11 protein-coding genes are annotated in these 13854 nt (G+C 73.2%); 4 read left to right on the plus strand and 7 right to left on the minus strand.

Features of this window, described 5'->3' with window-relative positions:
* Positions 1–16: 16 nt before the first annotated feature.
* From HNR73_RS07025 to HNR73_RS07035, 3 genes are read right to left on the minus strand one after another with little or no spacing between them, the layout of a single operon-like run.
* Positions 17–2773 carry a DEAD/DEAH box helicase family protein gene (locus HNR73_RS07025; RefSeq protein WP_184786485.1) on the minus strand — a complete coding sequence of 919 codons (2757 nt, stop codon included), beginning with the start codon at positions 2771–2773 and terminating at the stop codon, positions 17–19.
* On the minus strand, positions 2773–3633 hold the full coding sequence (locus HNR73_RS07030; RefSeq protein WP_184786486.1) for a class I SAM-dependent methyltransferase: 861 nt from the start codon (positions 3631–3633) through the stop codon (positions 2773–2775). The genes HNR73_RS07025 and HNR73_RS07030 overlap by 1 nt, the downstream gene beginning before the upstream one ends.
* Before the next feature lie 31 nt (positions 3634–3664).
* The gene (locus HNR73_RS07035) at positions 3665–4621 is read right to left on the minus strand and encodes an AraC family transcriptional regulator (RefSeq protein ID WP_184786487.1); all 957 of its coding nucleotides are present in this window, start codon (positions 4619–4621) and stop codon (positions 3665–3667) included.
* A 101-nt stretch (positions 4622–4722) separates the two neighbouring features.
* Between HNR73_RS07035 and HNR73_RS07040 the strand changes: the two genes are divergently transcribed.
* On the plus strand, positions 4723–5592 hold the full coding sequence (locus HNR73_RS07040; RefSeq protein WP_184786488.1) for an NAD(P)H-binding protein: 870 nt from the start codon (positions 4723–4725) through the stop codon (positions 5590–5592).
* Positions 5589–6503: an NADP-dependent oxidoreductase gene (locus HNR73_RS07045; RefSeq protein WP_184786489.1), complete on the plus strand. Its 915-nt coding sequence runs from the start codon at positions 5589–5591 to the stop codon at positions 6501–6503. The genes HNR73_RS07040 and HNR73_RS07045 overlap by 4 nt, the downstream gene beginning before the upstream one ends.
* Positions 6504–6550: 47 nt before the next feature.
* Here the strand turns inward: HNR73_RS07045 and HNR73_RS07050 are convergent, their stop codons facing one another.
* Positions 6551–8887 carry an ABC transporter permease gene (locus tag HNR73_RS07050; protein ID WP_184786490.1) on the minus strand — a complete coding sequence of 779 codons (2337 nt, stop codon included), beginning with the start codon at positions 8885–8887 and terminating at the stop codon, positions 6551–6553.
* On the minus strand, positions 8884–9591 hold the full coding sequence (locus HNR73_RS07055; protein WP_184786491.1) for an ABC transporter ATP-binding protein: 708 nt from the start codon (positions 9589–9591) through the stop codon (positions 8884–8886). The genes HNR73_RS07050 and HNR73_RS07055 overlap by 4 nt, the downstream gene beginning before the upstream one ends.
* A gap of 138 nt (positions 9592–9729) precedes the next feature.
* On the opposite strand from HNR73_RS07055, the gene HNR73_RS07060 reads away from it, so the two are divergent.
* Both HNR73_RS07060 and HNR73_RS07065 read left to right on the plus strand, forming a co-directional pair.
* Positions 9730–10539, plus strand: coding sequence for a sensor histidine kinase (locus HNR73_RS07060; protein WP_239121985.1), 810 nt, complete (start codon positions 9730–9732; stop codon positions 10537–10539).
* Entirely contained in the window at positions 10536–11192 is a 657-nt protein-coding gene (locus tag HNR73_RS07065; RefSeq protein ID WP_184786493.1) for a response regulator, read from the plus strand. Before HNR73_RS07060 ends, HNR73_RS07065 begins: the two co-directional genes overlap by 4 nt.
* Here HNR73_RS07065 and HNR73_RS07070 read toward each other — a convergent pair.
* Both HNR73_RS07070 and HNR73_RS07075 read right to left on the minus strand, forming a co-directional pair.
* Positions 11189–12184 carry an endonuclease/exonuclease/phosphatase family protein gene (locus tag HNR73_RS07070; RefSeq protein ID WP_239121984.1) on the minus strand — a complete coding sequence of 332 codons (996 nt, stop codon included), beginning with the start codon at positions 12182–12184 and terminating at the stop codon, positions 11189–11191. The genes HNR73_RS07065 and HNR73_RS07070 overlap by 4 nt on opposite strands.
* Positions 12181–13830 carry a leucine-rich repeat domain-containing protein gene (locus HNR73_RS07075; RefSeq protein ID WP_184786494.1) on the minus strand — a complete coding sequence of 550 codons (1650 nt, stop codon included), beginning with the start codon at positions 13828–13830 and terminating at the stop codon, positions 12181–12183. The genes HNR73_RS07070 and HNR73_RS07075 overlap by 4 nt, the downstream gene beginning before the upstream one ends.
* Positions 13831–13854: the final 24 nt, after the last annotated feature.

Here is a 13854-nt window from a genome sequence, read left to right on the forward strand (position 1 = left end):
TGGGGAGGGCTACCCCTCAGCCCCAGGAGAGCCGCAACGCCGTGGTGACGTCCAAAGGGGACGCTCCCCGCCGAGCCGCCAGCAGCAGCGCGCCTTCGGGGCTCCTGGTGTAGATCGCGGGCGACTCGGCGACCCAGCGGCTCCAGGCGGCGGCGAACAGGTCGGCGCGGCGGCGGTGGTCGGCCAGTGCCGCCGGAACGGCGTGGTGGACGGCCGGCAGTTCGGGGAGCCAGCGGCGGGGGCGCGGCCAGCCCCGCCGGAGCTGGGCGACGAGATCGGGTCCGGGGTCGTCGAGCACGTAGCGCGCGACGATGTAGCGCGGGTCGGTCATGGGGGAGAGGACCTCGTCGAGGGCCGTGGCGAACAACGCGGAGTCCTCGGTGGACACCTCCCGCAGCACGGCGCGCCAGGCGCCACCCTCGTCCGGTGCCAGGTCGACGGCCTCGGCGCCGCGCCGGATCAGCCCCGCCTTGTGCAGCGCCTCCGCGGTCGCGTAGGCCATCGCGCCGACATCGCCGGAAGCCAGCGCGGCCTCGTGGGCGGCGCGGCCGTGGCGGCGCGCGCGAGTGAGGTCGGCCCCGGCCGCCAGCAGCGCGGGGAAGAGCAGTCCCACGGCGAACGGGATCGCCCCGGCCGCGAACAGGATCGCCGTGATCAGCGCGAGGATCGGAGCGAGGACGCCCCGGCTCCTCGCCCGTGAAGTGGCGCCCTGGTGCGCCACGACGAAGCGCGGCGGCCCGGCCGGGCGCACGAGCGGCCGGGCGCGCCCGGTGATCCGCACCGCGTGCGCGACCCGGTCGGCGAAAGGCTCCCCGACCCGCCACAGCGCGCGGGTGTGGTCGCGGTCGGCGGCACGGGCGGCCATGACCGCGTTGAGCTCGGCGAAGTCCTCGGTGCGCGGGGGCGCGTACGGCGACAGGCGCGCGTCCACATGGGACACACCCGACATGACATCGCCGTTCTCGGTGACACCGAAGTATCCGGCGTGCTTGCGGACGAAACGTTCGTAGTCGGCGGCCCCTTTCGGATGACCGTCGGCGACGCACACCACCGACCACGTGTGCGCGACTTTCCCCGGCCGCTCAGGATCGAGGCGCAACGCCCGGCCGCGCAGCTGCACCACGGCCGTCCCGGTCGTCGCCTCCGTCAGGTCGACCAGGGTGTTGACGCCCCTGGCGTCCCAGCCCTCGCCGAGCATCGCGCGTGTTCCGACCAGCACGCGCGCGCCGCCCTCCTCGAAGAAGCGCGTGACAAGGGGCATCCACCGACGCGAACTCCACGACCCGGTGATCGTCACGACATCCTCGTCCCCGATCGGGTCGAGACGCAGCCGCGGGTCCACCCGCGCGGCGAACGCGGCGAAGTCACGGGCCACCCCCGGTGGCGCGGCGACCGTCCGGCCGGTGACCAGCATCGGCCGTGCCCACCCGGCGTCGGCGACGCCCCGCAGGGCGAGCCGTGCCGACCCCGCGTCCTCGTCGAGGACGCCGACAAGCCGTGAGGGCAGTGTCGCCCGGGCCTGCTCGTGATCGCAGACGACCACCGCCCGCAGGCCCTCGCCGAGCACGGCGTGTTCGGCGGCGAGGATGTCGGCGACCGCGCCCATCTTCGCCGCACTGCGCGCGATGACCCGGTCCACCGGCGAACGCCCGCCGCGGATCCCCTGCGCGGTCAGCTGATAGCCGAGGCCGGGCAGGGCCCGCCGGATCGCCTCGTGAGCGTGCTCGTCGCGCAGATCCTCGCTGTGGCGCAGGAAGTGGTGCGTGTACGGATGCAGCAGCCGCATCCAGTCGTCGGCGTCGGGCTCACGCCGGTGGGTCTCGTGCAGCCGCGCCCCCTCGGGCAGCGCCAGCAGACCGGCATGGTGGAAGCGCAGGGCGGCGTCGGCGATCTCGGGACGCTCCCGCGCGAAACGGTGCCACGGCACCACCGCCCCTTCACCCGCGTGATGCGAGCGGCGCACCACATAGGAGTCGAGCCAGGGCAGGAACCCGATGCTGGCGAATGCCGGGTCGACGAGATCGCCGGTCAGCTCGCCGAAGCGCTCGCCCTGCGCCGACAGCCACGTTTGCTCGCGGTCGGTCGGGGTGGTGAACCAGGCCAGTTCGGCGTAGGGCGCGAGCCTTCCCTCGCGTACCACCGCGGGGATCGAGGGGCCGAGCACGACCTCACCGAACAGCTTGCCGACCAGGGTCGCCTCGGCCGGTGTGAGCGCCGTCGGGGGAGTGGCGGTGAGGCCGATGACGGTCGCGTCGGGCAGCTCGTCGAGGACCTCGGCGAGCAGTTCGCCCCACACGTCGAGGAGGTGGTGGCACTCGTCGAGGATCAGCGTGACCGGCCGCGCGGCGAGCGCGGTGATCAGCTCGCGGCCCTGCGGGCGCAGCCGCCTGATGTGCGAGAGCCGTTGCCCGCCGTCGGGATCGACTTCGGCGTCGGGGTCGAAGGTCGCCAGGGCCTGGTAGGTGAGGGCGGTGAAGACCGACCTGAGGTCGCGCCCGTCCGAGGACGTCGGAGGAACCGGCCCGAGCCGGTTCCACTCGGCGAGCCACTGGCCCTGGATGGCGGTGTTGGGGCCGAAGGCGACGACGGGCCGGCCGAGCCTGCGCGCGGCCTCAATGCCGACGAGGGTCTTCCCCGCACCCGGCGGAAGCACCACCCACGCGCGGCGGGCACCCCCGGCGAGGTTCGCCGCGAGCCCGTCGAGGGCGGCGGTCTGGTGCGGGTGAAGCGTCCGGGAGGGGGCGACCGCGGCGAGGATCTCGGCCGAGTCCATCAGGCCGGTTTGTGTCCGATGTGGATCGTCCGGACCTCCAGGTGGTGCAGGTCCTCGCGCCCGCCGATCCAGGCCTCGTCGGCGGGGTCGAGCAGGCGGTCCCAGGCGGCCCGGTCGACCGGGTCGAGATGATCGCGATGGTGGGACAGGACGAGCGTGAGCTTGCGGACCACGCGCTCGCGGTCGGTGGGGGCGAGCGGCGCGGGCAGGTCGGTCAGGATCGGCACGGTGGTCACGTCGACGAGCCCGGCACGGCGCAGGGCGACGGGCCAGCCGTACTCCATGCGCACGTGGTGGGAGACCTTCCGGTACTCGGCGTGGATCGCGGCGTGCAGGGCGTCTTCGAGGCCGGGCTCGCCGATCCCCAGGTCGTAGGGCAGGAAGCGGGGTTTGAGCCCGCCTTCGGCGAGTGCGAGACGGCCGCCCGGTGCGAGCATGGCGGTCAGGGTGGCGACGGCGTCCTGGCCGTTGTCGGCGTGGTGGACGGCGTTGCGGGACCAGATCAGGTCGGGGGCACCGCCGACGGCCTCGCGCAGGGCCTCGGGGTCGTCTTCGAAGCTGCCGGTGGCGAAGGCGACGCCGGGCAGCCGGTCGGCGACGGCGGCGTACATGGCGGCGTCGCGGTCCAGGCCGACGACGGTCAGCGCGTCCGACGAGGCGGCCAGGGCGGTGGCCATCCCGGCGCCGCCGCAGGCGAAGTCGACGGCGAGTTTGTCGTCGGGGCGCAGGAGCAGGAGGGCGGCCTCGGCGTACCAGGCGGCGTCGTCGGCGGCGGCCCGGACGAGCCGGTCGGCCTCGGCGAGCCAGTCGATCTCGGTCTTGGCGTGGTCGTGCCCGTGGGCGGCGTGCTGGTGGGACATCGCGTTCCTCTCCTGATGCGCGCTGCCGAGCCTATCGTCCGGCGGCGACGCCTTCGGGGAGCCGGCGGTGGCGACCGGGCGGGGTGCCGAACTCGCGTTTGTAGGCGGCGGCGAAGGCGAACTCCGAGCGGTAGCCGACCTTTCCCGCCACGGCGCTCAAGGGCGCGTCGCTCTCGCGCAGGAGCCGCGCGGCCGTCGTCATGCGCCACCAGGTCACATAGGACAGTGGCGGCTGTCCGGTCAGCGCGGTGAACCGCCGCGCGAAGGCGGCTCGCGACAGCCCGGCGACCGTCGCGAGTGACTCCACCGTCCACGACCGGCCGGGCTCATGGTGGATCGCGCCGAGCGCGGCGGTCGTGGCCGGGTCGGCGAGGGCGGCGGGCCAGCCGGCCCCGGCGTCGGCCCGCTCGTCGAACCAGGCGCGCAGGATGTAGAGCAGGAGCGTGTCGAGCAGCGCGGGGACGAGGGCGGCCGACCCGGGCCGCTCCCGCCCGATCTCGGCGCCGAGCAGGTCGACGGCCGCCCGCAGTTCCGGCCGCCGGCCGACGCGCGCGGGCAGGTGGACGATCTCGGGGAGTGTGCCGAGGAGCGGATGGGTCCGGCCCCGGCGGAGTTCGTAGGCGCCGCACAAGGTCACGGTCCCGGCGGGGTCCTCACCGAGGTCGACGCCCGCCGGGGGAGCCGCGTGCCGCTCCTCGAAGCGGCTCGCGTCACGCGGGTCGCAGGCGGGTTCGGCCAGGACGGAGCCGGGATCGTCGGCGAGCCCGTGCCCGGTGCCGTGCGGAAGGAAGAGCACGTCGCCGGTGTGCAGGGCGACGGGTTCGCCTTCGCGCGGAATGAGCCAGCACGAGCCCTGCAGGATCACCTGGAAACCGGCCGAGCCCGGAACGCCCGTGAAGCGCTGCCCCCAGGGCGCCCGCCACCGCACCCGCGCCGAACGGGGTTCGCCGGTGCGCATGACACTGATGACGTCGCTGAGAGGATCCACCCGCCGAGCGTATCGCCGTCGACGATCGTGGGAGACGATCGCGTATGTAAGGGAGCGCCTGACGCATTGGCCGTCCACGATCACGGCCATAGCGTCGTGGCATGACAAACGAGAAAGCGGCGCCGGTGCTCGTCACCGGCGCGACCGGAACCGTCGGGCGCGAAGTCGTTCGGCAGCTCATCGCCGCCGGGATCCCGGCGCGGGCGCTGGTTCGCGCCCCGGACCGTGCCGCGCTCGCGGGAGCCGAACTCGCCGCCGGTGACCTGACCGATCCCGCGAACCTGGCGGCCGCCTTCGACGGTGTGGGCGCGGTTTTCCTGGTGTGGCCTTTCGAGCGTCCCGACGGCGTCGAGGCGGTGCTGGCCCACGCCGGAAACGCACGGGTGGTCTACCTGTCGGTGGCGACGGTCGACGACGCCCTCGCCGAGCAGACCGACCCGAACGCCCGCCTGCACGCGGCCGTCGAACGGTCGGTGCGGGCGCTCGCTCCGCGGTGGACGATCCTGCGCCCCCACGCCTTCGCCGCCAACACCCTGCGCTGGGCCGAGCAGGTCCGAAGGGGCGTCGTCACGGAGGCCTACGGCGAGGCCGCGATGAGCCTCATCGACGAGGCGGACATCGCCGCGGTCGCCGTCCGCGCGCTCAGCCGCGAAGGTCTCCACGGTCGCGTCCTCGAACTCACCGGCACCGCGCCGCTCACCAAGCGGCGGCAGGTCCGGACCATCGCCGAGGCGACCGGTCACGCGGTCCGCTTCGTGGAGACTTCCCGCGCGGACGCGGCCGCGGCGATGCTCACGATGGGCTGGGCACCGCGGATCGTCGAAGGGATCCTCGACGCCCAGCACCGGATGGTCACCGACCCCCGCCCCGTCACCGGCACGGTCGAGGAGGTCATCGGCCGCCCGGCCCGGGCCTTCGCCGACTGGGCCGCCGCCCACGCCGCCCACTTCACACCCGAGGAGACCCGATGAAGGCCGCCCGCATCCACACCTACGGCGACGCCGGCGTGATCCGCGTCGAAGACGCGCCCACCCCACGCCCGGGTCGTGGTGAAGTCCTCATCGCGGTCGCGGCCGCCGCGCACAACCCCTCCGACGTGTGGTTCCGCTCCGGTCTCCTGCACGAGATGTTCCCGGCGGACTTCCCCGTGACCCTCGGCGCCGACGTCTCCGGGACCGTCGTCGCCCTCGGCGAAGGCACGGCACTCACCGTCGGCGACCGCGTCATGGGGCGCCTCGACACCGGCGGAACCGCCGCCGAATACACCACCGCGCCCGAGGCGAACCTCACCGCCGCCCCAATCTCGATCCCGCTCGCGCACGCCGCCGCCATCCCCGTGGCCGGACTCACCGCCTGGCAGGCCGTCTTCGAACAGGCCGGCATCCGCGCCGGGGAACGCGTCCTCATCAACGGCGCGGGCGGCGGCGTCGGATCCTTCGGCGTCCAACTCGCCCGCCACACCGGCGCGACCGTCATCGCGACCGCCGGACCGCGCAGCGCCGAGACCGTCCGCCGCCACGGCGCCCACCTCGTCGTCGACTACACGACCGGGGACATCGCCGGACACGTCGGCGAACCCGTCGACGTCCTGCTGAACCTCGCCGGCATCCCGCCCGAGACCGCCGCCGGACTCGGCGCCCTCGTCCGGCCCGGCGGCCGGATCGTCTCGGCCGCCACCCCCGTCGAAGCACCCGAGGGCGTCACCTCGACCCACTTCGTGGCCCGCAACGACACCGCACAGCTCGCCGAACTCGCCGCCCTCGTCGACGCGGGCGTCGTCACCGTCGACATCTCCGACACCCGCCCACTCGCCGAACTCGCCGAGGTCCACCGCGCGGCCGAGGCCGGCGGGATCCGCGGGAAGGTCCTGCTGATCCCTTGAGGACACCGTGCCGGACGGGACCGAACGGCCCCGTCCGGCACCCTCCGCTACTCGTTGTGCAGCACCTCGGCGATCGGCAGCCGCGCCGCCGACCGCGCCGGAATGTAGGCGCCGAACACCGCGATCGCGACGCCCGCCGTGCTCAGCAGCGTCAGCGACAGCGGCCGCCACACGTCGAGCAGAACCGGAGGCAGCTCGATCTGGCTCGCCTCGCCCATGATCGGCACCACCTGGCGGTGCACGAGGATCCCCAGCAGCACCCCGGCGATCCCGCCGACGACGCCCAGCGCCGCCATCGAGGTCACCATCATCGCCACGACCTGCCGCGGTGTCATCCCGATCGACTTGAGCATTCCCAGGTCGCGGCGGCGCTCGCGGGCGTTGAGCACGACGGTGTTGAAGACCCCCAATGCCGCGACCGTGCCGAGCACGAGCGTCAAGGTCGTCGAGAGGCTGATGACCGTCACCGTGTACTGGCCCAGCCCCGCGTTCGCCTCCGGGCGCAGCCCGGGCTCGGCCGCCCGCACGGCCGCCAGATAGCCCTCGACATCGGTGCCCTCGTCGAGCTGGACCTGGTAGGTGATCCAGTCGGGCCGCACCTCGTGCCCCGGCGCCAGCTCGGCGAGCAGATCCCAGTCGGCGTAGGCGTTGTCCAGCACACCGCCCATCATCCGGCCGACGATGAGCACGTCCTTCCGCCCGCCGTTCAACGTCAGCGTCACATGCTCGCCGACGTCCTTCCCCAGCTGCCGAAGCAGCTTCGAGGAGAAGACGACCTCCCCGGGCGCCTCGATCCAGCGCCCGCCGACGAGCTGCTCGGTGTAACCCATCCCGGCCGTCTCACCCTGGATGAACTCGATGTCGACCCCTTGCGCGTAACCCAGTGCCGAGACCGGGATGAAGACCTCGGCGACCACGTTCGCGGCACCCGGCAGGCCCGCCATCGTCGCCCGGACACTCTCCGAATCCATCCGCTCGGCGGCCTCGGGGTCGACCGGATGGGCGTAGACCTGCACGGCCTCGCTCCGGTCGGCGACCTTGGCGTACTCGGTGACACTGGCGACCAGACCCGAGGCGAAGGTGACCGTCATGACGCCGAGCACCACCGCCGCCATCGTCAGCGACGTGCGAGCGGGCCGCACCAGCGGAAGTCCCAGCCCCAGGCTGACCGACCGCGGCAGCCGCGTGCCCGACAGCCACAACTGCGCCCGCCGCCCACGCCCGGGCCGTGGCGCGCTGCCCGCACTGATGGCCTGGGCCGCCGGGAGCCGGTGCGCCCGCAGCGCCGGAAGCAGCGCCGCCAGCAGCACCAGGAGCGGCATCCCCACCACAGCCACCACGTCGACCCACGGGTTGATGACGACCTCACCGAGGCCGACACCGCGGAAAGCCGTCGTCAGCAGCGGCTGCGAACCGAAGTGACCGATCACGGTCCCGACCACCGCGCCGGCGACCGCCGGCACCGAGACCATCACCAGGTAGACCGCCACGACCTGTCTCGGTGTGAACCCGATCGCCTTGAGAACACCGATGTGCCGGAACCCGGAGACCACCGCCCCACTGATCACATTGGCCACGATCAGGATCGCCACGGCCAGCCCGAGCAGCCCGAAGGCCACCAGGAAGGGCATGTACTGACCCGTCCCCGACACCACGGCGTCCTTGACGGTCAGATAGGACTGCTCGGCGAGCACCGCGCCGCCGGGCAAGGCCCCGGCCACCGCGGCCATCCCCGCGTCGACGTCGGCCTGCGAGGCGCTGTCGTCGAAGCGGTACAGCATCTGCGTCGCGGTCGGAGCCAGCGCGTCCATCTGCTCCGGCGACACCCAGCCGTCGGCCGTGGCGCTCAGCGACGAGGCGTATCCGACGATCGTGAGCGTCGGGCCGCCCGGCACGACGATCGGCCGCGGATCACCCTCGGGCGCCCGGCCGTTCCCGTAGGGCGGCAGAACGTTCAAGACGACCTCACCGGGCGCCGTCGCCCAGCGCCCCGACCACAGATCCGGCTCGTCCACCGAACCGTCCGGAGCCGGTCGGCCGACCAGCGTCGCACGCCCGCCGCCGAAGCCCGGCACCCTCAGCTCATTGCCGGGCGGTGTCGCCACGACCGTCTGACCGAACGGACCCGCCACCGCCTTCACACCCGGGAGCTCGGCCGTCGCGGCCAGCTCGGCCGCCGAGACCACCGCCGGATCGAACGCGACCACCGCGTGCGCGCCCCGCTGTGCCTCGAAGGCCCGGTCGAAGGGCGCCACCGACGACTCCAGCAGCGCCAGCGCGAGCACGATCGTCGCCGTCGTGAACGTCAGCACCAGACCGATCACGACCGTCTGAAGCCTCCGGCGCCGCACCGCCGCCCGCGCCGCCCGCCACACCGCCTTCACGCCGCACGCTCCAGGCTGCGCTCGCCGACCACGCGGCCGTCGGCGAACTCGACGAGCCGGCTCGCGCAGCGGGCCGCCAGCTGCGGATCGTGCGTGACGATCAGCAGGGTCTGGCCGATCTGGTTGAGATCGAGCAGCAGGTCCATCACCTGCTCACCCGCGACGCTGTCCAATGCGCCGGTCGGCTCGTCGGCCAGCAGCAGCGCGGGCCGGTTCATCAGCGCCCGCGCCACCGCGACCCGCTGCCGCTCGCCGCCCGACAGGGCCGAAGGGTACATGTCACGCCGGCCGGCGATGCCCAGCTCGTCGAGGAGTTCGAGGGCTCGCTTACGGGCCTGCGAAGCCCGTACGCCCGTCAGCTGTGCGGCGAGCGCGACGTTGTCGAGGGCGGGCAGGTCGTCGAGGAGGTTGAAGAACTGGAAGATCATCCCGATGCGGTGACGGCGGAACAAGGCGAGACCGGTCTCGTCGAGACGCCCCAGATCCTCGCCGTTGACGGACACCGAGCCCTCCGTCGGCCGGTCCAGGCCCGCGACCATGTTCAGCATCGTCGACTTCCCGCAACCCGACGGACCCATCACCGCCACGGCCTCACCGGCCCGGATCTCCAGTGACACGCCGTCCAGCGCGACGGTCTCGCCGTACTCCTTGCGCACGCCGTCGAGTCGCACGACTACCTGCCCGGTGCTGTCTGCACTGCTCATGGCCCCAAACTAGAACGCTGATCAGGTTCGGCGCATCGGCCCGCGGAGGTAAGCCGGCGGCCGGGTCATCCCGGGGATGTACGGCCCTGGTACCGGCGGAGGATGCCGACCGGCCACGCCGCCTGCCACAGTGGTCGGGTGACCGGATCTTGGGCGCCGTGGGCCCTCGCGGCCGCCGCCGCGGCCCTCGCCGCCGTCGGCGGGCTCGCGCTCGCCTTCGTCCGGGAACGCCGCCTCCACCGCGAGACACTCGCCCACCAGCGCTGGTTCTTCGAGCGTGAACGCGAAGGGACCGCGCGGGCCGCCGTCGACGCCGAACGCGCCCGGATCGCCCGCGAACTGCACGACATCGTCAGCCACAACGTCAGCGTCATGGTCGTGCAGACCTCAGCCGCCCGTGAGGTCCTGGCGACGATGCCCGAGGAGGCCGCCACCGCGATGGCGGCGGTCGAGGGAGCCGGGCGCGACGCGCTCACCGAACTGCGCACGCTGCTCGGCGTGCTCGCACCGTCGGCGAGCGGCGACGACGAGAACCTGTCTCCGCAGCCGAGCCTGAGCAGGCTGAGCCCTCTCGTCGACCGGATCGCCTTCGCCGGGCTCCCCGTCGAGGTCCGCGTCATCGGCGAGCCACGGCGGCTTCCGGCGGGAGTCGACCTGACGGCCTACCGGATCGTGCAGGAGGCCCTGACCAACGCACTCAAGCACGGTGACGGGAAACCCGCGCAGGTCACCGTCCGCTACGCCGAAGGCCATCTGCGCGTCGAGGTCCTCAACAGCGGGCCGAGTGTCCTGGCGGGGGACCGGCCGGAGTCCCGGCCGGAAGGGACGGGCCGGGGGCTGGTGGGGCTGCGCGAACGCGTGGCCGTCTACGGCGGGGATCTCGACGCCCGCCGCCGTCTCGGTGGCGGTTACCGGGTCCGCGCGCGCATTCCGCTGGACCGCCGGTGAAGGAGACCGCGCCCCGGGTGCTCATCGCCGACGACCAGGAACTCGTCCGCACCGGTTTCCGGCTGATCCTCACCGCCCGCGGCATCGACGTGGTCGGGGAGGCCGCCGACGGCGCCGAGGCGGTCGCGGCCGAACGCCGCCTGCGGCCCGACGTGGTCCTCATGGACATCCGGATGCCGGTGATGGACGGGCTCGAAGCCGCCCGCCGGGTCCTCGCCGCCTCGCCGGAGTGCCGGGTCATCATGCTCACCACCTTCGACCTCGACCGCTACGTCTATGCCGCGCTGTCGGCCGGTGCCAGCGGTTTCCTGCTCAAAGACGTCACCGCCGAGCACCTGGCGGCCGCCGTGCGCCTGGTGGGCACCGGCGACGCGCTGCTGGCACCGTCGATCACCCGCCGCCTCGTCGAGCGCTTCGCGCCGGGATCGCCCTCGGTCCACGGCGACCTGTCGGCGCTGACGCCGAGGGAGCTGGAGGTCCTGGCGCTGATGGGCCGCGGCATGTCGAACACCGAACTGGCCGCCGAACTGACCTTGAGCGAGGCGACGGTGAAGACGCACGTCGCGCGCATCTTCGGCAAGCTCGGCCTGCGCGACCGGGCGCAGGCGGTCGTCCTGGCCTATGAGACCGGGCTGGTCGCGCCGGGCGGTTAGAACGCGATCCCGGCGGCGACGGGAAGGTGGTCGCTGCCGGTCGCGGGGAGCGTCCGGACACCGGTGACGGCCGCCCCGGCGGTGAGGACCTGGTCGACGCGCGCCAGGGGCAGGGACGCCGGCCAGCTGAAGGCGAGACCGGGGCCCGGTTCGCTCATGCGGGAGAGGATCGGGTCGAGGCCCCGGTCGTCGACGGTGCCGTTGAGGTCGCCGAGCAGGACGAGCGGCCGGAGGGTCTCGGCGGCGATCAGGTCGCCGAGCAGGACGGCGCTCTCGTCGCGTGATCCCGAACCGAAACCGGAGAGACCGAACCGCAGCGAAGGCAGGTGCGCGACGTAGACGGCGACGTCTCCGTGGCCGGTCTCGGCGGTCGCGCGCAGCCCGCGATTCCACGTCGCGGGGAAGGCGGCGGGCCGGATGTCGACCGGCCGCACGTCGGCGAGCGGGTACCTCGACCAGAGCCCGACGCTTCCGGTGACCGCGTAGTACGGGTAGCCGGGGGTGAGGACCCCGGCGTAGGCGGGCAGTGCCTCGGGCGTCAGTTCTTCGAGGGCGATGAGGTCGGGCGCGGCCTCGACGAGGGTGTGCGCGGTTCCCGCCGGGTCGGGGTTCTCGTCGCTCACGTTGTGCTGGACGACGGTGATGTCGTGGGCTTCCGCGGTCGCCAGCGCGGTCCCGCCGAACTGTGCGAGCCACGCGGCGACGGGCACGAGCACGGCCGCGAGGACGGCCGCGGACCGGCGCACCAGCGCGAGGACGAGCAGCACGGGCACGGCCAGGCCGAGCCAGGGCAGAAAGCTCTCCATCAGGCTGCCCAGCCGCCACACCACGTTGGGGACGACGGCGTGGAACAGGATCAGGCCGCCGACCAGGACGGCGACGGCGGCGAGCGCCCGCCCGCGCCGCCAGGCCGAGCGCCCTCGGGCGTCGGGGCCCCAGTGGCCGGGGAAGAGGCGACGTGACCGCCGAAACGACGGGGACTCGGCGGTCACAGCCACGCCAGACGGGTGCCCTCGTCGTCGAGCCAGTCCCAGAACTGCCGGTTGACGCCCGTGCCCCACTCCTTCCAGTGCCAGCAGACGACCGTCGGGTTGCCCGCCGCGTCGAGCACGTCGAGGTCGAGGGCGTAGGACTCGAAGTCACCGCGGCCGACGTCGAGGACGAGCCGGTCGGGCGCGGTGCCGCCGGTGCGTTTGAGCCCCTCGTCCCAGTCGTTCTCGACGAAGCCGAGGACGTTCTCGTCGAGCTCGCCCCTGATCCCGTGCCAGAAGTGGGTGAGCGACGGGTGGACGGCCCACAGGTCGCGGAGGGGACGGGGGACCGGCCCGGCGAGGATCGGCACGACGGCGTCGGGATCGACCTCGCGCGGGGCGGATCCGGTGATGACGCGAACGTATTCGCCCTCGCCGAGTCCGGTCAGGTCGTCGAGCGCGGGTGCGACGCGCTTGAGCTGCCAGGCGCGGTCGTCGCCGCTGCGTTTCTCATCGCAGCCCCAGACGAGGTAGCCGAGTCCCGGTTCGGCGTCCTCGGCCGCCAGCAGAACGAGGCCGAGCGTGCGGGCGCGCAGGATGCCCACGAACTGCGGAGCGAGATCGGCGATCGGGTCCCAGAGCCGCGCGAGGGCTGCGGCCAGTCCCTCGTCGGGCCGGATTCCCCACGGGTTCGCGGGGAAGGGCACGTCGCCGCGTCCGCCCTGGAGCAGTTGGCCTACGACGGAGTGCCGGCTGTGCGAGCCGTGGGTGATGCCCGCGGATACGACGGCCTTGACGGCGGCCGGGTCGCGGGAGGCGAGGAGCGGACCGTACAGGCGGTGGCGCTCGGTGAAGTCATCGCTGTCCTGAAACCGGGTGAGAAGTTCGCCGACCGGCTCGGGCTCACCGGCCTGGGCCGCTGGTTTCTCGTCGTCGTCGTCGGGGAAGTCGACGCCCACGCCGCCCATCAGGAGCTCCAGTGGCGTCGTGTGGTCGGTGCCGGGTGTTCCGTGGAGGTTGACGTGATGCAGACCGCGCATCTCCTTGAGCGGTGCGAGGTCGGCGACCGGACAGCCGGCCAGGCCGAGCACTCCGATGGTGTGCATGCCGGCGAGCGGCCGCAGATCGGTGACGGCGGTGCGGTAGACGAAGAGCCGTGACGGCGTCAGGTCCCTGAGGGGCGACAGGTCGCTCAGCGGGCCGTCGCACAGGGAGATGTCGAGCAGCCCGGTCAGGCCGGACAGCGGGGCGAGGTCGGTGACCTCGGTGTGGCTCAGGCGGAGACTGTCGAGGCCGGTGAGCCTTGACAGGGAGTCGATCCGGGTCAGCGGAGCCTCGACGTGCAGGCTCCGCACGGGCGTTCCGGCGAGCGCGTCGACGAGGGGCGCGAGGTCGAAGTCGGCGGGTGTGCGGACGGCGAGCCACTCCAGCTTCCGCAGGCCGGCGAGCAGCGTGAAGTCGGGTGCCCTGGTGAACTTCAGCCAGAATCCGGTGACACCGTCCAGCGCCTCCGGCCCGATCTCACCGGTGGCGACTCCGGTGAGCGAACGCAGGTGCGTCTCCACGGTGCGCTCGGGTGGGAGCGTGATGTCGAGCCTTTCGGCCCGGGCGTAGGCGTAGCGGCCGGGGTCGCCCGGCACCACGGTGGGGTTCCGCTTCGCGGACATCGCGCGTCTCCGTCCTTTGTGGAG

It is taken from the genome of Phytomonospora endophytica, assembly GCF_014202425.1.
In the GTDB taxonomy this organism is placed as follows: domain Bacteria; phylum Actinomycetota; class Actinomycetes; order Mycobacteriales; family Micromonosporaceae; genus Phytomonospora; species Phytomonospora endophytica.

Excerpts from the sequence above, each read along its gene's own strand:
- HNR73_RS07045 (WP_184786489.1), top strand. The coding sequence starts at position 5,589 with ATGAAGGCCGCCCGCATCCACACCTACGGCGACGCCGGCGTGATCCGC.
- HNR73_RS07075 (WP_184786494.1), bottom strand. The coding sequence starts at position 13,830 with ATGTCCGCGAAGCGGAACCCCACCGTGGTGCCGGGCGACCCCGGCCGC.
- HNR73_RS07040 (WP_184786488.1), top strand. The coding sequence starts at position 4,723 with ATGACAAACGAGAAAGCGGCGCCGGTGCTCGTCACCGGCGCGACCGGA.
- HNR73_RS07030 (WP_184786486.1), bottom strand. The coding sequence starts at position 3,633 with ATGTCCCACCAGCACGCCGCCCACGGGCACGACCACGCCAAGACCGAG.
- HNR73_RS07055 (WP_184786491.1), bottom strand. The coding sequence starts at position 9,591 with ATGAGCAGTGCAGACAGCACCGGGCAGGTAGTCGTGCGACTCGACGGC.
- HNR73_RS07025 (WP_184786485.1), bottom strand. The coding sequence starts at position 2,773 with ATGGACTCGGCCGAGATCCTCGCCGCGGTCGCCCCCTCCCGGACGCTT.